Genomic DNA, 20,303 nt, shown 5'->3' with positions numbered 1-20,303 from the left:
CTTCTGAGACTTCACACCTAGCCAGCGAACGATGAACAGCTACACGGTTGAGCTTGCCTCCTGGATCATCCAGGACGGCAATTATGCGGATTTCCAGCATGGGGAGACCCGTGCCTTCGCCATCGGGTTTTCCGGCTTCGACCTTCTTGTCCCGTGTTCACCGCCTGCCGACCGGCGTCCCACGGCCCAACCCGCGGATGATGGTTTGTACGAGGTGACCGGGCGGATCGTGCATTGGGCCCCGCAATGGCAATGCCTGGACATCGGCGTCGTCGCCTATTGCGACGCTCCCCCCGCACAAGGGCTGCAACAGGGCCAGTGGGTCAACGGTTGGGTTGGACTGGGGGTGGACCCCTTCTTTTATGCCGAATCCTTCTCACGGGAAGTGGATGCCCCGCCACTGATTCACGATTGGGTGATCGAAGAGATCCACGTCCGCGTGGCGCCGTTCATCGAGGTCGCTCCCCGCACCATGGCGCCCGACCCCACCCGCACCCGATGGGAAGCGATCGAGCGCACGAATGCCTGGACCGACCAGGGGGGGCTGGCGCTCTATCGTTTGCGGTGTCGGTTGTTGGACCATCCACCCAGATGGTCGCCTTGACGGATCAGAACTTGTATCCAAGTCCGGCGCCGAAGCGCAGATCCTTTTCCGGCGCACTGTGTTCGCCATCCTGACGGCTGGCGGCGGCGAAGCCGCCCAGGCTGAGGGACGGGGTGACGTCGTGGGTGAAGGACAAGGTCAGGGACAGGTCGGCCATGGACCCGCTGGGGTCGTAATCGCCGCCGAAGACGTTCAGGCCGGCCTGGGCGGGGTTGATGCTGAACGCCTGGGTCCGGCCCATCTCGTAGCCAAGCCGGAATGCGGCGACGCTGTCGGGGCCGAAGCCGGCGTAAGCCGCGCTGAAATCGGCGACGGTGCGGTCCTGGTCGCCGCGCAGCGACGACGACAGGTGGACGTCGTCGAAGGCATAGGCGGCATAGCCGCCAAGTGCCATGCGCCCCGATTCGGCATTGACGTCGCCCGACACCGCGCCGGCCGAGAACCCGCCATGGTCACCGGTCAGCTCGATTCTCATGTCCGTGCCCTTGAGGTTCAGGCCACCGACCACCAGACGTGTCCGCGCTTCCTCGGCGGCGGCGGGGATGGCGGCAATCAGCAACAGGGTGGTCAGGACAAAACGGCGCAACATGGAACCCGTCTGGGTAAGGCATCTCTCTTGCCGGACTCATATAGGGGGCAAGCCCTTGCAGGGAAGGGGGAAATCTTGGAATCGATTCAAACGAGTCTCAGTGTTGCAATTGCACAACAGATTGTGGCCGCCAGTTGTCAACGTACCAGCAAGGCCGAGCAGGGCAGATCGTCCAGCACGATTTCGGCTTCCGCCGACAGCAGCAACAGGGCGTCGGCTGGAAGAGTGCCCGGCAACGCCGCCGGTCGGCCGACGGCGTGCAAGGCGGCGGTGACGCCCAATTCCTGAAGCGCGCTCACCGCCTCGACGCCGCGCCGGGTGCCGTCGATGCGATCATGGGCCGGAACCACCACCTGGACGGTGGCGCCCTCGCGGGCGGCCAGGGCGGCGGCCATCTCCAACGCTGGCGGGAAGCCGTCCCACCACAGGAACAGCGGGCCGGTGACCGGGTTTTGCAGCAACAGGACCGACGCGGCGGCGGACCGGCTGACCGCGCGGGCGACCGAGCCCAGCCGGGACCGGCGGGCCCTGGAATCCGGGCGTCCGCTCCAGCCCAGACACAAAAGGTCGCAGCCTTGGCCGGCCTCCAGCACCTCGGCCTCGACCCTTCCCCGTCGCACGGTGAAGGTTCCATGGCCGCCGGTTGTCGCCAGGGCCGCGTCGAGGGCACGGCGGGCGGCGATCGCCTGAAGCTCCAACGCCTTGCCGATCAGGGTGTCGTCGGCCGATTGCCGCCGTGCCGCCGCCAGTGAGATGGTGTGCACGAAGGGATGGGCCACCAGACGGACGATGTTGATGTCCTCGACGAACACCGCGTCCACCGGGGCCTGCCACCGCTTCGACAACCGGCAGGCCAGATCCGTCGCCGCCTGCGACAGCGGGCTGGCGTCCACCGCCACCAGGATGCGGCGGAAGGGGGGCGGGGTCATCGCCCGCCCCGTGTCTCGCGGCCGCCGCTCAGGGCGCCCGACTGGGCCAGGTCGAGGCGGCGGTGAAAGGTCGCCAGCCGTGCCTGGACCCGGCGATTGACGCTGCCGGCGGGGTATTCGCCGCGTTCGTCGCGCTGGCCGGCCGGCGTGCCGGTCAACAATTCGATCCCCTGGTCCACGGTGTGGACGGGATAGACGGCGAAGCGGCCCTGGCGACAGGCTTCGACCACGTCGTGGCGCAGCATCAGATGGGCGACGTTGGTGGCCGGGATCAGCACGCCCTGGCTGCCGGTCAGGCCGCGTGCCGCGCACAGGTCGAAGAAGCCCTCGATCTTTTCGTTGACGCCGCCGATGGCCTGGACGGTGCCGTTCTGGTCCACCGAGCCGGTCACCGCCAGACTTTGGCGGATAGGCAGGTCGGCCAGCGCCGACAACAGGGCGTACAACTCGGTCGAAGAGGCCGAATCGCCGTCCACCCCGCCATAGGATTGCTCGAACACCAGCCGGGCCTCGAGCGACAGCGGCCAATTCTGGCCGAAGCGTCCGGCCAGGAACGAAGTCAGGATCAAGACGCCCTTGCCGTGCAGCGGTCCGCCCAGATCGACCTCGCGCTCGATGTCCACCACGTCGCCCTTGCCCAAGGCGACGCGGGCGGTGATGCGGGACGGCCGGCCAAAGGAAAAACGCCCCAGTTCCAGCACCGCCAGACCGTTGATCTGGCCGACCACCGCGCTTTCGGTGTCGATGTGGACGATGCCGCGGCGGATTTCCTCCTGTACGTGTTCGCGCACCCGGTCCTGACGATAGGTCGAGGCGTCGATGGCCTGTTGCACATGGGCCGCCGTCACCACCGCCGCTCCGGTTCGGCCGGCCCAGTAATCGGATTCGCGCACCAGATCGGCCAGGCTGGCCATGTGGGTGGACAGCTTCTCGCTGTCTTCCACCTGGCGCGAGGCGTGTTCCACCACGCGGGCGACCCCCGAGCGGTCGAGCGGACGCAGCCCCTCCTTGCGGGTCAGCGTCGCCACCGACCGGGCCAGCCCCATGACCGCCGTTTCGTCGCGGTCCATGCGCCAGTCGAAATCGGCCGATACCTTGAACAATTCGGCGAATTCCGGGTCGTGGTGCGACAGCAGGTAATAAAGCATCGGGTCGCCGATCAGCACCACCTTGACGTCCAGGGGAATGGGCTGGGGCTCGATGCTGACCGTGCTCATCAGTCCCGTGCTCTGGCCGGGGCTTTCGATCCGCACCTCGCGCGCCTTGAGCGCCCGTTTCAGGTCTTCCCAGGCAAAGGGGTTCATCAACAGCTTGTGGGCGTCCAGCACCAGATAGCCGCCGTTGGCGCGATGCAGGCTGCCGCCCTTGATCAGGTTGAAATCGGTGATCAGCGTGCCGTAATGGGCGAAATGTTCGACCCGGCCGATCAGGTTGGGCTGGGTCGGGTGGTCCTCGTAGATCACCGGGGCGCCGCCCTGGTCGGCGTTGTTGACCAGCACGTTGACCCGATAACGGCGGATGGCGCCTTCGCCCCCCGGCCGACGACGGGGTTTGCTGTGGTCTTCGTCTTCGTCGTCGCTTTCCAGGAAGTCGCCGACATTGTCGGCGATGTCCTCGGCCACCGCCTCCAGATACTCCAGCACCTCGGGCAGGTCGGCATAGCGGTCCTTGAGTTCGTCCATCAGGTGGCTGATGGCGAAGGCCACCACTTCCTGTTCAAGCTCGCGCAGTTTGGACCGGGCCTCGCGTTCCCAATACGGCACCTGTTTGATGGTGGTCTCCAGCTTTTCCTGAAGCGCCTCCATCTCGGCCTTGAAACGGGCCTGCTCCTCTTCGGGCAGTTGCTTGAACTCGTCGGGGGACAAGACCTCGCCGTCGCGGGTGGGGGCCAGCGCCAGCCCCACCGGGGTACGGATCAGGGCGACGCCCTTTTCGCTGGCCTCGGTGCCGACCGTGCCGAAAGCTTCTTCCTGGCGTTCCTTGAATTCCTGTTCCAGCACCTGTTTCTTGGCGCGGTATTCCTCGGCCTCGAAACCGGCGGGCAGGGCGGCTGCCAATTCCTCGACCAGCCATTCCATGTCCTTCTTGAACGGCTGGGCGCGGCCCGCCGGCAGGCGCAGCACGCGCGGGCGGTGGCCGTCGCCGAAATCGTGGACGTAGACCCAGTCGTCGGGCACCGGCTGGCGGGCGGCGGCCTGGGTCAGGTATTGCATGACCAAGGAGCGCCGTCCGGTGCCCTCGGGCCCCAACGCGAACAGGTTGAAGCCGCGATGACGCATGCCGATGGCGAAACGGATGGCCTCGACCGCGCGGTCCTGACCGATGGGAGCGTCGCTGTCGGCCAGTTCGGCGGTGGTGGTGAAGGACAGGCTGTCCGGGTCACACACCCGGTAAAGCTGGTGGGGGGCAAGCGGTTGGGGAAGGGTTTGGGTCACGACACCTCCGGCGGGAGTGGTGCGGCCACCGTCAGGCTTCGTCTTCGATGCGCTCCATGTCGTCGTCGCTGAAGCCGAAATGGTGACCGATCTCGTGGATCAGCACGTGCTTGACCAAGCTTGTCAAATCCTCGCCGGTCTCGCACCAGTAATCCAGGATAGGGCGGCGGTACAGAAAGATCATATCCACGTCCAGGCGCGGCGCGCTGTCGCCAAAGCTGACGTGGGGAAGTGCGACACCGCGATAAAGGCCCAACAGGTCGAAGGGCGTTTCCAGGTCCATCTCCTGTTCGGTTTCCTCATCGGGAAAGTCCTCGACGCGGATGACCACGTCGGCGCAATACTGACGCAGTTCGTCGGGAATCTCGGCGAACGCCGTCTGGGCGATGGTTTCCAGGTCGCCAAGCGACGGCGGGACGGTATGCGGTGGGATGACACGTGACATGTGTCCAGCTTACCCCGCCTTGATCGGGGCGGGAAGAGTGCCCATCACAAAGAAAGCACCTGCCACGGAGTTTGTCCCATGCCCACCGCCCTTTATGCCGCCGATCGCGCCACCGCTCTACTCGGACTGCCCAAATGGCGGGAATGCGAGGGACGCGACGCCATCTGCCGCAGCTTCCATTTTTCCGACTTTTCCGCGGCGTTCTCGTTCATGACGCGGGTGGCCCTGGCGGCGGAACGGGCCGGTCATCACCCGGAGTGGAGCAACGTCTACGACCGGGTCGACATCGTTCTGTGCTCCCATGACGTCGGGGGGCTGACCGAGCGCGATATCTTGCTGGCGCATCTGATCGATGATGCCGCCCATGACGGCGAGCCGTCGCGAAGTTAGGCAGGGCGAGCCGTCGCGAGGTTAGGCAGGGCGAGCCTTCGTCGTTTGTGGGGGTGGGCGGGCTCTGGTAACATGGTTGAAAACCCCCGGCCGGCTCTGGTGGTCGGCCCCACAAGCGGGAGGGGAGAGCCATGGCCAATCCCTATAAGAACCTGACCGACCTGCAAACCGCCTGGCTGTCGGCGTGGACGGTGTCCGCCCAACAGGTGTTCCAGTGCTGGAGCCATCTGTTCGAATTACAGCAGAGCTTCCTCAAGAACGCCCAGCAGCATCAGCGCAGCCACATCGAGATCGCCAGCGGTCCTTCCTTCCTGGACCACTACGGCCGGCGGGCGCACGACATCGACCCGGAACGGGACGTGTAGCTTTTTCTGTTCGGGACCTGGGCGGGATCAGTCGTCGTGGGCGCCGCGCCGGCCGATGGGCAGATCGCGGTGGATATAGGCGCTCATCACCAGACCCCAGCCGAACAGCAACGACAGCATGGCGGTGCCGCCATAGGAAATCAGCGGCAGCGGCACGCCGACCACCGGCACCAGCCCCATCACCATGGCGGTGTTGATGAAGAAGTACAAAAAGAAGGTGGTGGTGATGCCCAACGCCACCAGACGCCCGAACTGCGACCGGCAACGCAGCGCGATGGCGTAGCCCAGGGCGGTCAGCAACACGTAAAGAGCCAACAGGAACAGCCCGCCTATCAGCCCCCATTCCTCGGCGAACATGGTGAAGATGAAGTCGGTCTGTTTTTCCGGCAGGAAGTTGAGGCGCGACTGCGTCCCCATCATGTAGCCCTTGCCGAAGATGCCGCCCGAGCCCAGGGCGATCTTGGATTGGGTGATGTGGTAGCCGGCGCCGAGCGGGTCCTGGTCGGGATTGAGGAAGATGATGACGCGGCGTTTCTGATAATCGTGCAGGAACTGCCACGCCACCGGAATGCTGGCCAGACCCGAGGCCACGATGATGGCGAATTTCCACAACCGCACGCCGGCCATGAAGAAGATGGCGCCCGAGCTCATCAACACCATCATGGCGGTACCCAGGTCCGGCTGCTTCAGCACCAGCGCGATGGGGGCCATGACCATCAGCAGCGGCGGCAACAGGAAGAGGGGACGCCCCACATCCTGATAACTGGCGCCGTGGAAATAGCGGGCCAGCGCCAAGATGACGGCGATCTTGGCTACTTCCGATGGCTGAAGCTGGATGAAGCCCAGGTCGATCCAGCGTTGCGCGCCCATGCCGATGGTACCGCGCAAGTCCACCGCCACCAGCAAGATCACCGAGATGACGTAGAACAGATAGGCGTGGCGCATCCAGAAGCGCAGGTCGACCAGGGCGACCGCGACCATGATGCTGATACCCATGGCGAAGCGCACCATGGACTTGACCGCCCACGGCTGCAAGGACCCCTGCGCCGCCGAATAAAGCGTCAGGAAGCCGACGCTGGCGATGGCGGTCAGCACGGCGATCAATGGCCAGTTGATCTGCCAGATCTTGTCGCGCCAGCCCATTTCGGTGCGGTTGAGATGCGAGCCGGCCCGCGGCGTGGGACGAATCATGTCAGCCGGTTCCCTGGTTCAGCCCGGCCATGCGGGCGCGTTCGCGCTTTTGCACCTCGATCATGATGTCCCGCGCGATGGGGGCCGCCACCGCCGAGCCGCCGCCGCCGTGTTCCACCACCACGGCGATGGAATAGCGCGGGTTGTCCTCGGGAGCGTAGGCGACGAACAGCGCGTGGTCGCGTTCCTTCCACGGCAGGTCTTCGTTTTTCTTCACCCCGGTTTCGCGTTCGCGCATGGTGATGCGCCGCACCTGGGCGGTGCCGGTCTTGCCGGAAAGCCACATGCCGTCCTGGTTGATGCGGGCGCGAAAGGCGGTGCCACCCGGTTCGTTGGATACCGCGAACATGCCCTTGCGAACCAGTTGCAGATTCTTTTGCGACATGCCGCAAGACGGCCATTCCGGCTTGGGCCGGATCAGGGCGGCCTGATCGGTGATCAGGTCGCGGGCGACGTGGGGTTCCACCGCCAGACCGCCATTGGCGATGCGCGCCGTCATGGTCGCCAATTGCAACGGTGTGGCCAGCACGTAGCCCTGGCCGATGCCGTTGACCAGCGTCTCGCCGGGGTGCCAGGGCTGTTTCATGGCCTTGCGCTTCCAGGCGCGGTCGGGAATCAGGCCGGAACGTTCGTTGGGCAGGTCGATGCCGGTGGAGACGCCCAGGCCGAAGCGCCGGGCGACCTCGGCGATCTTGTCGATGCCGACGCGCCGGGCGATCTCGTAGAAATAGACGTCGCACGAGTTCTTGATGGCGCTGATCAGGTCCTGGGCGCCATGGCCGCCCTTTTTCCAGCAATGGAACTTGATGCTGCCCAATTGCATGTGACCGGGACAGAACACCCGTTGGTCCGGTGTCACCGCCCCCGACTCAAGGGCGGCCAGAGCCACCACCAGCTTGAAGGTGGAACCGGGGGCGAAGGTTCCCGACAGCGCCTTGTTCTGAAGCGGCGAGCGGGGATTGGTCGACAGCGTCTTCCATTCCTCGGTGGTCAGGCCGCGGTTGAAGGCGTTGGGGTCGAAGGACGGCGTCGATGCCATGACCAGAACTTCGCCGGTGTGGATGTCCATGACCACACAGGCCGCCGATTCGTCGCCCAGGCGTTGGGCGGCGTATTCCTGAAGCCGGGTGTCCAAGGTCAGGGTCAGGTTGACGCCGGGCTCGCCCTCGTTGCGTTCCAGTTCGCGGATGACGCGGCCGACCGCGTTGACCTCGAGCGAACTGGTGCCGCCCTTGCCCCTGAGCGCCATGTCGTAAATCTTTTCCACGCCGCCCTTGCCGATGCGGAAACCGGGCAATTCCTCCAGCGGGTCGCCGGTCAGGTCGTTCTCGGACACCGCCGAGACGTAGCCCAAAATGTGGGCGCCCAGGGATTGCAGCGGGTAATAGCGGCTTTGGCCGACGTCGATCAGCACGCCGGGCAGGTCGGGGGCGTTGACCTCGATCCGCGCCACCTCTTCCCACGACAGGTTCTCGCGCACGGTGATCGGCACGAACGAGCGGCGGCGCTTCGCTTCCTTGGCGATACGGGCGCGATCGTGGTCGGTCAGCGTGATGATGGTCGACAGCGCGTCCAGGGTATAGGCCATGGCCGGCGTGTCCTCGGGGACCACCAGCACACGATAATTGTGCTGGTTGATGGCCATGGCGACGCCGTTGCGGTCGAGAATCTGGCCGCGCGGCGGCGGCAACAGGCGCATGCTGACCCGGTTGTCCTCGGCCAGCATGGTGTACTTGTCGGATTCGAGGACCTGAAGATAGTACATGCGCGCCGCCAAGGCCCCCACCAGGACGGCCTTGCCCCCGGCCAGCATCACGGCACGGCGGGCGAAGATCTTGAAGCGGTCGTTGTCGTGGTACACGGGGCTTACACGTCTTTCAGGAACGCCATCTGGGTGCGGGCCAGCACCCAGGTCAGCAATGGAAACAGGCCCATGGTCAACAGGTACTCGAAAATCACCGGCGAGGCGTCCATGACCTGTCCGGTCAGGATCACCACCAGAACCCAGGTCAGGCCCGACGATCCGGCGGCCAACAGGCCGAACGCCCACCACGCCACCGCGAACGACTTGCCCAGGAAGAACCGGCGCTGCGACGCGGCGATTCCTTGAACCAACAGCAGCACCAGCGCGTTCACCCCAAGCGGCGTGCCGGCGATGATGTCGTAAAGCCCGCCCACCAGGAACGCCGCCCAGGCCGGCAACAGGTCGGGCCGGTAGATGGCCCAGTAATAGACCCCCATCAACGGCAGCAGCGGCGACACCGAGGCGAAGCCGGGAAGGTAGGTGGGCACGGCGGTCAGCAGCAACAGGAACAAGGTGACGCTGATTGGCACCAGATGCCGCACCCAGGTGTCCATACGCACCCAGATGGAGGCTTTCATCGTGTTGCCTCCATGGTCGCGCGCATGCTCACTCCGCCGGCTGGCCGCGATGGCGGCGGTCGGGGGTGGGGGGCTTCTCGAACGGCATGATGCCGCCCAGGCCGTAATCGACGATGGTGACGAATTCCAGCTCGTGACGGTGCACGAAGGGTTCCACCCTGATGATTCCGTCGGTGGTCGAAGCGACCATGCCGATGGGCAGGCCCGGTGGGAAAGCGGCGCCCGAGGCCGAGGTCACCACCCGTTCGCCCACCGCGACCGAGGTGTTGCCGGTCAGATAGTTGAGCTTGGGCCGTTCCTTGTTGTCACCCGACAAGATGGCGCGCATGCGCGAGCTTTCCACCATCACCGGCAGCTTGGCGTTGATGTCGGTCAGCAGCAGAAGGCGGGACGAGCGTTCGCCCACTTCGGCGATATAGCCGACCAGCGCTTCGCCGGTCAGCACCGCCTGGCCCTTGCGCACGCCGTCCCGTGCTCCGGCGTTCAACATCATGGAATGCCCGAAGGCCGAACCGAGGTCGCCGACGATGCGGGCGGTGACGAAGCCGGGTTCCGGGTCGGGCACCACGTTCAATTGTTCGTGCAGCACCACGTTTTCCGCTTCCATGCGTCGGGCGGCCGTCTGCCAATGCTGAAGGCGTTGGTTCTCGGCCTTGAGCCGCGCGTTCTCGGCGCGCAGGGAGGCCAGTTCGCGCACGTTCTCCATCACCTCGGCGACGGTGGCGGCGGGGCGGCTCATGGCGTCCAGGATGGGGGAAAGGGCGTCGGCGACCATGGTGCGGGCGCGTTCGATCAGAACGATGTCGGCCTTGCCGACGATCATCAGCGCCACCGCCGCCAGGATCAGGGACACGAAGGCGGACCGCTGCGCCAGAAGACGCAACGTGGCAAGACGTCCGACCGCACCGGACTGCTTCAAGAAACCCTCCGCTTCCTAGGGAAACGGCCGCCGGGAAACCGGCGGCCGTGCCGCAAGCAAACGTACACCAAATGCCGGCGAAAAAACTAGTACATGCTGGAGAGCACGTTCTTCAGCTTGGGCATTTCCTCGAGCGCGCGGCCGGTGCCCAGCGCCACGCAGGACAGCGGGTCGTCGGCGATGGATACCGGCAGGCCGGTGGCGTGGCGCAGGACGTAATCCAGGTTGGACAACAGTGCGCCGCCGCCGGTCAGCACGATGCCCTTGTCGACGATGTCGGCGGCCAGTTCGGGGGCGGTGTGCTCAAGGGCGACCTTGACCGCCTCGATGATGGCGCCGACCGGTTCGGCCAGGGATTCGGCGATCTGACGCTCGGAGACGATCAGTTCCTTGGGCACGCCGTTCATCAGGTCGCGGCCCTTGATCTCCATGGTGCGGCCCTCGCCGTCCTCGGGCGGGCAGGCGGAACCGATTTCCTTTTTGATGCGCTCGGCCGAGCCTTCGCCGATCAGCAGGTTATGGTTGCGGCGGATATAGGCGATGATGGCTTCGTCCATCTTGTCGCCGCCGACGCGCACCGAACGGGAATAGACGATGCCGCCAAGCGAGAGGACGGCAACCTCGGTGGTGCCGCCGCCGATGTCCACCACCATCGAGCCGGTGGGTTCGGTCACCGGCAGGCCGGCGCCGATGGCCGCGGCCATCGGTTCCTCGATCAGGAACACCCGGCGCGCACCGGCGCTTTCCGCCGATTCCTGAATGGCGCGGCGTTCGACGGCGGTCGATCCCGACGGCACGCAGACGATGACCAGAGGGCTGGCGAAGGAGCGGCGGTTGTGCACCTTGCGGATGAAGTGCTTGATCATCTCTTCCGCCACTTCGAAATCGGCGATGACGCCGTCGCGCAGCGGGCGGATGGCCTGGATGTAGCCGGGCGTGCGGCCCAGCATCATCTTGGCCTCGTCACCGACGGCCAAGACCTTCTTCTTGCCCTTTTCCTCGGCGATGGCCACCACTGACGGCTCGTTCAGGACGATGCCCCGGCCTTTGACGTAGACCAGGGTGTTGGCGGTCCCAAGATCGATCGCCATGTCCGCGGACATCCAACCCGTCAGCTTCGAAAACATAATCCCTCACTCGAATCCAGCGTTGCCGAAAGCCGGGTATGCAATCCGCACCCGACCAGTCCCACGAATCTTTTCGACGCTCGGACTTATATCAGGCCGAGAGCGCCCCCGGAGCGGTTTTTTGCCGCTTCACCAAAAGTTTGTTCAAAGCGTTCACGTAAGCCCGCGCCGAAGCCACCATGGTATCGGTGTCGGCGCCCTGGCCGTTGACGGTCTTGCCCTCTTCCTCAAGCCGCACGGTCACCTCGGCCTGGGCGTCGGTGCCCTGGGTCACGGCATGCACCTGGAACAGCTGCAAGCGCACGTCGTGCGGAACCAGCGCCTTGATGGCGTTGAAGATGGCGTCCACCGGGCCGTCGCCGGTGGCCTGCACCGACTTCAGGGCGCCGTCCACCTCGAGTTCCAGTTCGGCCTTGGGCGGGTTGTGTTTGGTGCCGCACAGAACCTCCAGCGCGCGGAAACGGACACGGTCGTTGTCGCGGTACACCGCTTCATCGACCAAGGCGACGATATCTTCGTCGAATATGTCCTTTTTGCGGTCGGCCAGGTCCTTGAAGCGCAGGAAGGCGTCCTCGACGGCGTTGTCGCCCAGTTCATAGCCCAATTGACGCAGCTTGTCCTTGAAGGCGGCGCGGCCGGAATGCTTGCCCATCACCAGATTCGACCGGGTCAGACCCACCGATTCCGGGGTCATGATCTCGTAGGTCTGGGCGCATTTCAGCACGCCATCCTGGTGGATGCCCGATTCGTGGGCGAAGGCGTTCTTGCCGACGATGGCCTTGTTGGGCTGGACCACGAAGCCGGTGACCGCCGACACCAGACGCGAGGCCCGCGTGATGTGCTCGGTCTTGACGCCGGTGTGATAGGGCAGAAGGTCAGGCCGGGTGCGCATGGCCATGACGATCTCTTCCATGGCGGCGTTGCCGGCGCGTTCGCCCAGACCGTTGACGGTGCACTCGATCTGCCGGGCGCCGGCGCCCACGGCGGCCAGCGAGTTGGCTACCGCCAAGCCCAGGTCGTTGTGGCAATGCACCGACAAGATCGCCTTGTCGATGTTGGGCACGCGGTTGACCAGCATGGCGATCAGCGCGGCGTATTCGTCGGGCACCGCGTAGCCGACGGTGTCGGGAATGTTGATGGTGCGGGCGCCGGCATCAATGGCGGCCTCGACACAGCGGCACAGGAAGTCGTGTTCGGTGCGCGAGCCGTCCTCGGCCGACCATTCCACGTCGTCCACCAGGGAGCGGGCGTAGGCCACGGAATCGCGGACCTTTTCCAGCACCTTCTCGGGCTCCATCTGCAATTTGTACTTCATGTGCAGCGGGCTGGTGGACAAGAAGGTGTGGATGCGGTGGTTGGGGGCCGGCCTCACCGCCTCGGCGCAACGTTCGATGTCGCCCTTGGTGGCGCGGGCCAGACCGGCGATGGTGGCGTTCTTGGCCACACGGGCCACCGCCTGCACCGCCTCGAAATCGCCGTTGGAGGCGATGGGGAAACCGGCCTCGATCACGTCGACGCCCATTTCCTCGAGAACCTGGGCGATCTTCACCTTCTCTTCCAGGTTCATGGAGGCGCCGGGCGATTGTTCGCCGTCGCGCAACGTGGTGTCGAAGATGATGACCCGGTTCTTGTCCATGTTCGCGCCTGAATCCTGTCGTTCCGTCATGTGGACCACGATCCGCCCGCCCGACCCGGACCCGGGTTCGCAACGAGACGCACGACCGGAACACGAAGGGGAAAGCGCCGTTGGCCGACGGAAAGGCTGCACGCGGCCGGGGCGCCTTTGCGCCCGTTCGTCGCGTCTCTCCGATCCGTCACGATCATTGTCCGCCTGGCTTTAGTGGTTGGAACGTCCCCCGCGCGCGACGGCCGTCCCAAAGCCGCAATAGGAAGGCCGAGTTGCACTTCCTTGTCAACTAGATCGTATGCGTTTTCATGCCGCAGGCAGGATCAGCGCCACCTCGGCGCCCCCGCCGGCACGGTTGGCCAGCTCAAGGCGTCCGCCATGACGCTGGGCGATGGTCTTGACCATGTAGAGGCCCAGCCCGGTTCCCGGTGCGTCGTGCACGTTGGTCGCGCGGAAGAAGCGTTGGCCGATCTGGGAAATCTGGTCGGGGGGGAAGCCGATGCCGCTGTCTTCGATGCGCAACGCCACTTCTCCGTCCAGGGGATGGATTGTGGCGGTGACGGCGGTGTCGGAGGGCGAGTATTTCAGGGCGTTGTCCAACAGGTTGACCACCGCTGTAAACAACAACTCGCGGTCGCCAAGCGCCGACGGTTCGCTCTGGGGATAATGCACGAGCAGGCGGTCTGTCCCCCATTTCTCGCGTAAGAGTCGTTCGGCCTCGGTCGCGATGTCCGACAGCTTCAGCATTTCCGGCCGTGCCGTCGCCAGGTCGCTGCGTTCCGCCGTCAACAATGCCTGGCTCAGACGCCCGACCCGCAGGACCGAGGCGTGCAAGGTGGTCAAAAGACGGTGGATTTCCGGTGGTGTGGGCGTCAGCAGGTCCTGGATGCTTTCGATGGTGCGGCCGATGATCGACAGCGGCGTGCGCAATTCGTGCCCCAGCATATGCAGCAACTGACGCAATTCGGATTTTCGGTGGCGTTCCGCCGCCAGCATCTGGCCCTGTTGGTTCAGGTCGCGGGCCAGCCGGCTTCCGACCATCAGCAATATGCCGAAGAACAATCCGGCATCGACCAGGGTCAGTTCCAGGTAGAACCAGCCACGGGCGACATCGGTACGGATGAAGTTGGGGTCGGGGTGAAGCACGGTCCACACCATGCGGACCGCCAGAACCAGGATGTGGATCCCCAGCAACCCGGCGATCATGCCTTCCGCCACGCCCAATTGCCATTCCTGGCGCCGTTGCAGCATCAGCCATGTGGTTCGGCCGAACACCAGGATGCTGAGCAAGGTGATGGCAACCACGCGGATTCGCAGGTTGTCCGGGTCCAGCGCCAGCATGGTTTCCCATAACGCGCCGGTGAACAGCGAGACCGCCAGCACGAAACGGAAATCGGGGCGGCGTCCGGTCAGGGTCAGGAAGCCTTCGGCGATGACGGCGCTACAGGTGATGGCCAGGGTGTTGTGCAGGGCGATGCCGTGGGCGTCACGCAGCATGATGGATACGAAGGTCGGGCCGGCCAACAAATTGCCCAAGGCCAGGATGCCCACGCCGCGCAATTGGGGGTGCAGCCGCCACAGGATCAGGGCGGTGATCCCGTTCGCGGCGGACATGGACAGCAGGAACACGAGGCCGGTGGTCGGGTCGATCATCATTCCCGGCAAGATACAATCGCCACGGACAAAAAAAACAGGCCCCGCGGGTTTCCCCACGGGGCCGTTCCGTCGCCGGGACAGTGCCTTAGTTCTTGGCCTTGTCCACCAGCTTGTTCTTGGCGATCCACGGCATCATGCCGCGCAGGCGCTCGCCCACCTGTTCGATGCCATGCTCGGACTGGATGCGGCGGGTCGCCTTGAAGGACGGCTGGCCGGCCTTGCATTCCAGCATCCAGTCGCGGACGAAGCGGCCGGACTGGATGTCTTCCAGCACGCGCTTCATCTCGGCCTTGGTCTCTTCGGTGATGATGCGCGGGCCGGTCACGTAGTCGCCGTATTCGGCGGTGTTCGAGATCGAGTAGCGCATGTTGGCGATGCCGCCCTCATAGATCAGGTCGACGATCAGCTTGACCTCGTGCAGGCACTCGAAATAGGCCATCTCGGGGGCGTAGCCCGCCTCGACCAGGGTTTCGAAGCCGTACTGGATCAGCTTGGTCAGGCCGCCGCACAGCACCACCTGCTCGCCGAACAGGTCGGTCTCGCATTCCTCGCGGAAGCTGGTCTCGATGATGCCCGAACGGCCGCCGCCGATGGCGGAAGCGTAGCTGAGGGCGATCTCAAGGGCGTTGCCGGTGGCGTTCTGGGCCACGGCCACCAGGCACGGCACGCCGCCGCCCTTCAGGTATTCGCCGCGGACGGTGTGGCCGGGGCCCTTGGGGGCGACCATGAACACGTCCAGGTCGGCGCGGGCTTCGATCAGGCCGAAATGGATGTTCAGGCCGTGGGCGAAGACCAGGGAGGCGCCCTGCTTCAGGTTGGGGGCGAGGTCGCGGTAGTAGATCTCGGCCTGGAGCTCGTCCGGGGTCAGGATCATCACCACGTCGGCCCAGGCGGCGGCGTCGGCCGGCGACAGAACCTTCAGGCCTTCGCCTTCGGCCTTCTTGACGGTGGCCGAACCGGGACGCAGACCCACGGCCACTTCCTTCACGCCGGAATCGCGCAGGTTCAGCGTGTGGGCGTGGCCCTGGGAGCCGTAGCCGATGATGGCAACCTTCTTGCCCTTGATCAGATTGACGTCGGCATCCCGATCGTAATAGACGCGCATTTCAATACCCCGTGTGCTTTCGCGAGCAGAAATTCCAAGCGGCGGACCATACAGCTTTCCGCCGTGTCCCGCAATGTCGGGCGCCACGCCGCTTTATGGCGCCCGACAATAGCGTCAGCCTGCGCGTTGCGCCAGCACGAAGACATAATCGGTGGATCCGGGGTGCGCCCACCGTATTTCTATTTCGCGCCAGACCGCCGTGACCTGGGGCGAGGGCGGCTGTTTTTCCAGCAATTCCGCCAGGGGGACGTAATATTCGTCCCACCAGTCGGCCTCGGGCAGGGTGAAGACGTGGCGTGGCTCCAGCCCGGCCGCCCGCACGGCGTTCAGCGCACCGTCACGGGTTGGCGGGGTGGCACCCAGATCGGCCATGAAGGCTCGGGTTTCGTCATCCGGCGCAGCCCCCCACACCAAATCCGAGAAGACCAGCCACCCGCCCGGCCGCAACAGGGGCGCCCATTCCCGGCAAGAGCGTTCCACCCCCAGGACGAACGTCGCCCCTTCGCACCAGATCAGGTCCAGATTGGCGGGGGCCAGCGGCAGGTCGGCCAGATCCGCGCACAAAGGCCGGATACGGTTGCCGAGCCCCTGCCGTGCGGCTTCGGCCCCGAGCCGTTCCAGATAATGGGGGCGGATGTCTATGGCGGTGACGGCGCAGTTCAGGTCGTGGGCCAACACCAGGCTGGCCCGCCCGGTGCCGCAACCGAAATCCGCCACCACGGGCGGGCGATGGCGGGGCAGGTGGTCGCGCACCCGCGCCAGGGCGGCGCGGGTGCTGGCATCGCTGCCGACCGTCTGGCGGGGCAGGGCGGAGAAGATGTCATAGAAATCACTCATGATGGATCCGTCTCCGTCAGCGGTTGTCGAGCTGCGGCCTGACCGCCGTCAGCCCCTGCCGGGTGATGCGGTAGGGACCGCCGCCTTTCGATGCGATCAGGCGGCGGCGCTTGAGCCTGCGGAAGGTTTCGATGTCGAAGGGCGACAGCGTCCAGCCGTCGCGGTTCAGGCAATGCGCCGCCAGCACGGTGCCGTGGGCGTCGCGTTCCAGGTGGATCAAACCGCCCTGGGCCAGCGCGTGCAGCACGCGCTGGTCGTGTTTGTTGATGTTCATGATGAAAAGGGTGTCCGTTACCGTCAAACGGCCCCGAAATCCCGTGGCGCGGGCGCAAAAAGCCGCCCGCCTTCCCATCGGGAAGGGGCTTGTTCATGACCGCAAGCCACATGGCCCCGGTCAGACGTTGACGGCAATCTCCGACATACACCCTCTGCCGGGCACGGAACCCGGTACTGGATCAAGCGTCCAGTCTAGCGCCGCGACGGGGAAGAAGGCAAGGCGCGGATCAATCCTTTCTGGCGCAGGGTGAAAGGCACGGCGCGATCGACGAAATCGGTCAGGACGGTACGGACAACGACGCGGGCGGTGGGGCTTTGGTCCTCGAAACGGTCGGTCCAGGGCCCCAGGCGGTCGATCTTGCCGGGAAACTTCAACCAGGTGAACGGTTGCATGCCCTCGGGCTGGGTGGCCGAGGGCAGCACGGAATTGAAGCGCGCCAGCGATTGCCCGCTCCGGCCGTCGAACAGTTCGAATTCCAACAGGCCATAGGCGCTGATGTATTCCTCGAACAGATGGGTGGTGCGATAGACGCCGAAGCCGATCATGTTTGACGGTGCGTTCAGCACGGTGTTTCCCGATATCGACACGCCGTGACGGATCACCAGCACCGCATCGGGCCGCGTCGGCATGCGGGCCAGGATCTCGGCTATTGCGGCCTCGGACGTACGGCCGCGCAGCTTTTCGGTGTCAACCGTTCCGGTGGGGATCAGTTTGTATTGCTTGGTCAGCAACGTGGTCGCCACCGTGCCGGCGCGGTCGCCAAGTTTCCAATCGGCTCCGGCCATCTTTTGGTGGTCGTAGTTGAGGAACCCGTGGCGTTCCCAAGACCAATCATTGCCGGTGGCGTTGATCACCGACAATGTCTTGAGGGTCGCCAGTTTCTCGGCTGGAATGTCCGTGGTCTGACAGGCGCTGACGCCCAAGGTCAGGACAATCGCGACAGCCGCGCGCAACAACCAGTCCACCATCCGCTCTCCCCCTTGGCGACAGCGGCATCTTAGCGGTTGCTTCGATTGGCGCAAATGCAATCGGCCCGCACCATCGCGGGTGCGGGCCGATGCGATGACCGAAGGCCGTGCGCGGTTAGAGCGCCGCCGGGCCACGGGCGATGGCGACCACGCCGGTCCGCGAGACGTCGGCCAGCCCCAAGGGTTCCATCAGGCGGATGAAGGCGTCCACCTTGTCGGTGGCGCCCACCACCTCGAACACGAAGGACTCGTTGGTGGCGTCGATGACGTTGGCGCGGAAGATGTCGGCGATACGCAGCGCCTCCACCCGCTTTTCACCGGTGCTGGCCACCTTGACCAGCGCCAGTTCACGGCTGACATGGGCGCCTTCGATGGTCAGGTCGGAAACCTTGTGCACCGGCACCAGCCGGCGCAACTGGTTCTTGATCTGCTCGACGATCATCTTGGTGCCGGTGGTGACGATGGTGATGCGCGAGAGCTGTTCGCGGTTATCCACCTCGGCGACCGTCAGGCTTTCGATGTTGTAGCCACGGCCCGAGAACAGGCCGATGACGCGGGCCAGCACGCCGGCTTCGTTGTCCACCAGGACGGCGATGGTGTGGCGTTCGATGGCTTCAGCGATATGGGTCACGTTGATATCCCCCGTTCTCAGACCAGAACCATGCCGTCTTCCTCGGAACCGGGCTTGTCCAGCGACCGGTCCTCGGGGCCAAGCACCATTTCGTTATGGGCCATGCCGGGCATGATCATGGGGAAACAGTTTTCAGAGGCGTCGGTGCGCAGGTCGGCGATGACCGGGCGATCGACGGCGATCATTTCCTTGATCAGGTCGTCCACCTCGCCGGGGCTTTCGGCGCGCAGGCCGACGGCGCCGAAGGCGTCGGCCAGCTTCACGAAGTCCGGGTGGGTGTGCATGTGGGACTCGGAATAGCGGCCGCCGTGGATCAGTTCCTGCCACTGGCGCACCATGCCCATGTACTGGTTGTTCAGGATGAACACCTTCACCGGCAGGCGGTGCTGGCACAGCGTCGCCATCTCTTGCAGGTTCATCTGGAACGACGACTCGCCCGAGATGTCGATGACCAGCGCATCCGGGTGGGCGGTCTGCACGCCCATGGCCGCCGGCAGGCCATAGCCCATGGTGCCCAGTCCGCCCGAGGTCATCCAATGGTTGGGCTGCTCGAACTTGAAGTGCTGGGCGGCCCACATCTGGTGCTGGCCCACTTCGGTGGTGATGTAGGGGTTCTTGTGCTTGGTCAGCTCGTACAGACGCTGGAGGGCGTATTGCGGTTTGATGATCTTGTTCGAGGTCTCGAAATGCAGGCAGTTGCGCGACCGCCAGCCCTCGATCTCGCTCCACCACGCTTTCAGCGCCTTGTCGTCCATGCGGACCTGACGCGCCTTCCACACCTTGATCAGGTCTTCCAGGATATGGGCGGCGTCGCCCACCACCGACAGGTCCACCAGCACGTTCTTGTTGATCGAGCTGGGATCGATGTCGATGTGGATCTTTTTCGAATAGGGCGCGAAGGCGTTGACGCGGCCGGTGACGCGGTCGTCGAAGCGGGCACCGACGTTGATCATCAGGTCGCAGCCGTGCATGGCCAGGTTGGCCTCGAAGGTGCCGTGCATGCCCAGCATGCCCAAGCTCAGCGGGTCCGAGCCGGGGAAGGCGCCCAGGCCCATCAGGGTTTGGGTGCACGGGAAGCCGGTCATGCGCACGAACTGGGTCAGCAATTGACAGGCCGCCGGGCCGGAATTGATGACGCCGCCGCCAACATAGACGATCGGTCGCTTGGCCTTGGCGATCATGTCGACCGCCTTTTCGATGGCCTTGAGGTCGCCCTTGACCTGTGGCTTGTATTTCGACTTGACCCGGCTCGGCGGCTGATACTCGCCCTTGCTCTGGACCACGTCCTTGGGCAGATCGACCAGCACCGGGCCGGGGCGGCCGCTACGCGCGACGTGGAACGCCTCGTGGATGGTCTTGGCCAGGTTGTTGACGTCCTTGACCAGATAATTGTGCTTGGTGCACGGCCGGGTGATGCCGGTGATGTCGGCTTCCTGGAAGGCGTCGTTGCCGATCAGGCTGGTGGGCACCTGGCCGGTGATGCACACCAGCGGGATGGAATCCATCAGCGCGTCGGTCAGGCCGGTGACGGTGTTGGTGGCGCCGGGGCCCGAGGTGACCAGCACACAGCCGACCTTGCCGGTCGAGCGGGCATAGCCTTCGGCGGCATGCACGGCGGCCTGTTCGTGGCGCACCAGGATGTGGCGCAGCCGGTTCTGCTTGAACATCTCGTCATAGATGGGAAGTACCGCGCCGCCCGGATACCCGAAAATAACCTCGACACCCTGGTCAACCAGGGCCTTCAAGAGGATTTCAGCTCCGTTCAACGTGTCCTGATGTGCCATCTACGCACCCTTTCCTAACTGACTGTCGTGCCTCCCCTGAAG

At 64.9% G+C, this 20,303-nt stretch carries 20 protein-coding genes; 3 read left to right on the top strand and 17 right to left on the bottom strand.

From position 1 onward, the window contains the following. Nucleotides 1-31: 31 nt before the first annotated feature. A complete protein-coding gene (locus G4223_RS13625; protein WP_163680745.1) occupies nt 32-604 on the top strand; it encodes a hypothetical protein in 573 nt (190 codons plus the stop codon). Nucleotides 605-608: 4 nt separating this feature from the next. Here G4223_RS13625 and G4223_RS13620 read toward each other — a convergent pair whose 3' ends face one another. The 4 genes from G4223_RS13620 to G4223_RS13605 all read right to left on the bottom strand — a co-directional run bounded on the left by G4223_RS13620 (nt 609) and on the right by G4223_RS13605 (nt 5,002). After that, nucleotides 609-1,193, bottom strand: a complete 585-nt coding sequence (locus G4223_RS13620; RefSeq protein WP_163680742.1) for a hypothetical protein — start codon at nt 1,191-1,193, stop codon at nt 609-611. A gap of 137 nt (nt 1,194-1,330) precedes the next feature. Further along, nucleotides 1,331-2,122 carry a universal stress protein gene (locus G4223_RS13615; protein WP_163680739.1) on the bottom strand — a complete coding sequence of 264 codons (792 nt, stop codon included), beginning with the start codon at nt 2,120-2,122 and terminating at the stop codon, nt 1,331-1,333. Further along, the gene (locus G4223_RS13610) at nt 2,119-4,557 is read right to left on the bottom strand and encodes an AAA family ATPase (protein WP_163680736.1); all 2,439 of its coding nucleotides are present in this window, start codon (nt 4,555-4,557) and stop codon (nt 2,119-2,121) included. Before G4223_RS13610 ends, G4223_RS13615 begins: the two co-directional genes overlap by 4 nt. A 31-nt stretch (nt 4,558-4,588) precedes the next feature. Continuing rightward, on the bottom strand, nt 4,589-5,002 hold the full coding sequence (locus tag G4223_RS13605; RefSeq protein ID WP_163680733.1) for a metallopeptidase family protein: 414 nt from the start codon (nt 5,000-5,002) through the stop codon (nt 4,589-4,591). Between the two features lie 78 nt (nt 5,003-5,080). Here G4223_RS13605 and G4223_RS13600 point away from each other — a divergent pair, with 78 nt between their 5' ends. Next, the gene (locus tag G4223_RS13600) at nt 5,081-5,392 is read left to right on the top strand and encodes a 4a-hydroxytetrahydrobiopterin dehydratase (protein ID WP_163680730.1); all 312 of its coding nucleotides are present in this window, start codon (nt 5,081-5,083) and stop codon (nt 5,390-5,392) included. Between the two features lie 131 nt (nt 5,393-5,523). After that, nucleotides 5,524-5,757 (top strand): hypothetical protein, encoded by a 234-nt coding sequence (locus G4223_RS13595; protein WP_163680727.1) that lies wholly within the window; start codon nt 5,524-5,526, stop codon nt 5,755-5,757. 27 nt (nt 5,758-5,784) lie between these two features. On the opposite strand, the gene rodA is transcribed toward G4223_RS13595, so the two are convergent. The 13 genes from rodA to G4223_RS13530 all read right to left on the bottom strand — a co-directional run bounded on the left by rodA (nt 5,785) and on the right by G4223_RS13530 (nt 20,261). Further along, nucleotides 5,785-6,948: a rod shape-determining protein RodA gene (gene rodA, locus G4223_RS13590; protein ID WP_163680723.1), complete on the bottom strand. Its 1,164-nt coding sequence runs from the start codon at nt 6,946-6,948 to the stop codon at nt 5,785-5,787. A 1-nt stretch (nt 6,949) separates the two neighbouring features. Then, nucleotides 6,950-8,809, bottom strand: a complete 1,860-nt coding sequence (mrdA, locus tag G4223_RS13585) for a penicillin-binding protein 2 (RefSeq protein WP_163680720.1) — start codon at nt 8,807-8,809, stop codon at nt 6,950-6,952. A 5-nt stretch (nt 8,810-8,814) separates the two neighbouring features. After that, a complete protein-coding gene (mreD, locus tag G4223_RS13580; RefSeq protein WP_163680718.1) occupies nt 8,815-9,330 on the bottom strand; it encodes a rod shape-determining protein MreD in 516 nt (171 codons plus the stop codon). 28 nt (nt 9,331-9,358) lie between these two features. Beyond that, nucleotides 9,359-10,249 (bottom strand): rod shape-determining protein MreC, encoded by an 891-nt coding sequence (gene mreC / locus G4223_RS13575; protein WP_163680715.1) that lies wholly within the window; start codon nt 10,247-10,249, stop codon nt 9,359-9,361. A gap of 86 nt (nt 10,250-10,335) precedes the next feature. Continuing rightward, nucleotides 10,336-11,376, bottom strand: a complete 1,041-nt coding sequence (locus G4223_RS13570) for a rod shape-determining protein (protein WP_163680712.1) — start codon at nt 11,374-11,376, stop codon at nt 10,336-10,338. A gap of 91 nt (nt 11,377-11,467) precedes the next feature. After that, nucleotides 11,468-13,012, bottom strand: coding sequence for a 2-isopropylmalate synthase (locus tag G4223_RS13565; protein ID WP_163680709.1), 1,545 nt, complete (start codon nt 13,010-13,012; stop codon nt 11,468-11,470). 297 nt (nt 13,013-13,309) lie between these two features. Further along, nucleotides 13,310-14,659 carry a sensor histidine kinase gene (locus G4223_RS13560; protein WP_163680706.1) on the bottom strand — a complete coding sequence of 450 codons (1,350 nt, stop codon included), beginning with the start codon at nt 14,657-14,659 and terminating at the stop codon, nt 13,310-13,312. An 85-nt stretch (nt 14,660-14,744) separates the two neighbouring features. Beyond that, nucleotides 14,745-15,764 (bottom strand): ketol-acid reductoisomerase, encoded by a 1,020-nt coding sequence (gene ilvC / locus G4223_RS13555; protein ID WP_163680703.1) that lies wholly within the window; start codon nt 15,762-15,764, stop codon nt 14,745-14,747. Between the two features lie 114 nt (nt 15,765-15,878). Beyond that, the gene (locus G4223_RS13550) at nt 15,879-16,601 is read right to left on the bottom strand and encodes a class I SAM-dependent methyltransferase (protein ID WP_163680700.1); all 723 of its coding nucleotides are present in this window, start codon (nt 16,599-16,601) and stop codon (nt 15,879-15,881) included. A 16-nt stretch (nt 16,602-16,617) separates the two neighbouring features. Then, nucleotides 16,618-16,875 carry a YjhX family toxin gene (locus G4223_RS13545; RefSeq protein ID WP_163680698.1) on the bottom strand — a complete coding sequence of 86 codons (258 nt, stop codon included), beginning with the start codon at nt 16,873-16,875 and terminating at the stop codon, nt 16,618-16,620. A 194-nt stretch (nt 16,876-17,069) separates the two neighbouring features. Continuing rightward, a complete protein-coding gene (locus G4223_RS13540; RefSeq protein WP_163680694.1) occupies nt 17,070-17,846 on the bottom strand; it encodes a hypothetical protein in 777 nt (258 codons plus the stop codon). A gap of 115 nt (nt 17,847-17,961) precedes the next feature. Continuing rightward, nucleotides 17,962-18,477, bottom strand: a complete 516-nt coding sequence (ilvN, locus tag G4223_RS13535; protein ID WP_163680691.1) for an acetolactate synthase small subunit — start codon at nt 18,475-18,477, stop codon at nt 17,962-17,964. Between the two features lie 17 nt (nt 18,478-18,494). Continuing rightward, nucleotides 18,495-20,261, bottom strand: a complete 1,767-nt coding sequence (locus G4223_RS13530; RefSeq protein WP_163680688.1) for an acetolactate synthase 3 large subunit — start codon at nt 20,259-20,261, stop codon at nt 18,495-18,497. Between the last annotated feature and the right edge of the window lie 42 nt (nt 20,262-20,303).

Origin of the sequence: Magnetospirillum aberrantis SpK (assembly GCF_011022235.1) — a bacterium.
Taxonomy (GTDB): domain Bacteria; phylum Pseudomonadota; class Alphaproteobacteria; order Rhodospirillales; family Magnetospirillaceae; genus Magnetospirillum; species Magnetospirillum aberrantis.
Note: the sequence above shows the minus strand (reverse complement) of the source record. Positions and strands in the feature narration are given on the sequence as shown.

What these genes read in the sequence shown, in the direction of transcription:
- G4223_RS13570 (WP_163680712.1), bottom strand. Translation starts at nt 11,376, where the DNA reads ATGTTTTCGAAGCTGACGGGTTGGATGTCCGCGGACATGGCGATCGAT.
- G4223_RS13565 (WP_163680709.1), bottom strand. Translation starts at nt 13,012, where the DNA reads ATGGACAAGAACCGGGTCATCATCTTCGACACCACGTTGCGCGACGGC.
- rodA (WP_163680723.1), bottom strand. Translation starts at nt 6,948, where the DNA reads ATGATTCGTCCCACGCCGCGGGCCGGCTCGCATCTCAACCGCACCGAA.
- ilvC (WP_163680703.1), bottom strand. Translation starts at nt 15,764, where the DNA reads ATGCGCGTCTATTACGATCGGGATGCCGACGTCAATCTGATCAAGGGC.
- G4223_RS13540 (WP_163680694.1), bottom strand. Translation starts at nt 17,846, where the DNA reads ATGGTGGACTGGTTGTTGCGCGCGGCTGTCGCGATTGTCCTGACCTTG.
- G4223_RS13560 (WP_163680706.1), bottom strand. Translation starts at nt 14,659, where the DNA reads ATGATGATCGACCCGACCACCGGCCTCGTGTTCCTGCTGTCCATGTCC.
- G4223_RS13550 (WP_163680700.1), bottom strand. Translation starts at nt 16,601, where the DNA reads ATGAGTGATTTCTATGACATCTTCTCCGCCCTGCCCCGCCAGACGGTC.
- G4223_RS13595 (WP_163680727.1), top strand. Translation starts at nt 5,524, where the DNA reads ATGGCCAATCCCTATAAGAACCTGACCGACCTGCAAACCGCCTGGCTG.
- mreD (WP_163680718.1), bottom strand. Translation starts at nt 9,330, where the DNA reads ATGAAAGCCTCCATCTGGGTGCGTATGGACACCTGGGTGCGGCATCTG.
- G4223_RS13600 (WP_163680730.1), top strand. Translation starts at nt 5,081, where the DNA reads ATGCCCACCGCCCTTTATGCCGCCGATCGCGCCACCGCTCTACTCGGA.
- G4223_RS13620 (WP_163680742.1), bottom strand. Translation starts at nt 1,193, where the DNA reads ATGTTGCGCCGTTTTGTCCTGACCACCCTGTTGCTGATTGCCGCCATC.
- G4223_RS13605 (WP_163680733.1), bottom strand. Translation starts at nt 5,002, where the DNA reads ATGTCACGTGTCATCCCACCGCATACCGTCCCGCCGTCGCTTGGCGAC.
- G4223_RS13530 (WP_163680688.1), bottom strand. Translation starts at nt 20,261, where the DNA reads ATGGCACATCAGGACACGTTGAACGGAGCTGAAATCCTCTTGAAGGCC.
- G4223_RS13545 (WP_163680698.1), bottom strand. Translation starts at nt 16,875, where the DNA reads ATGAACATCAACAAACACGACCAGCGCGTGCTGCACGCGCTGGCCCAG.
- G4223_RS13615 (WP_163680739.1), bottom strand. Translation starts at nt 2,122, where the DNA reads ATGACCCCGCCCCCCTTCCGCCGCATCCTGGTGGCGGTGGACGCCAGC.
- G4223_RS13625 (WP_163680745.1), top strand. Translation starts at nt 32, where the DNA reads ATGAACAGCTACACGGTTGAGCTTGCCTCCTGGATCATCCAGGACGGC.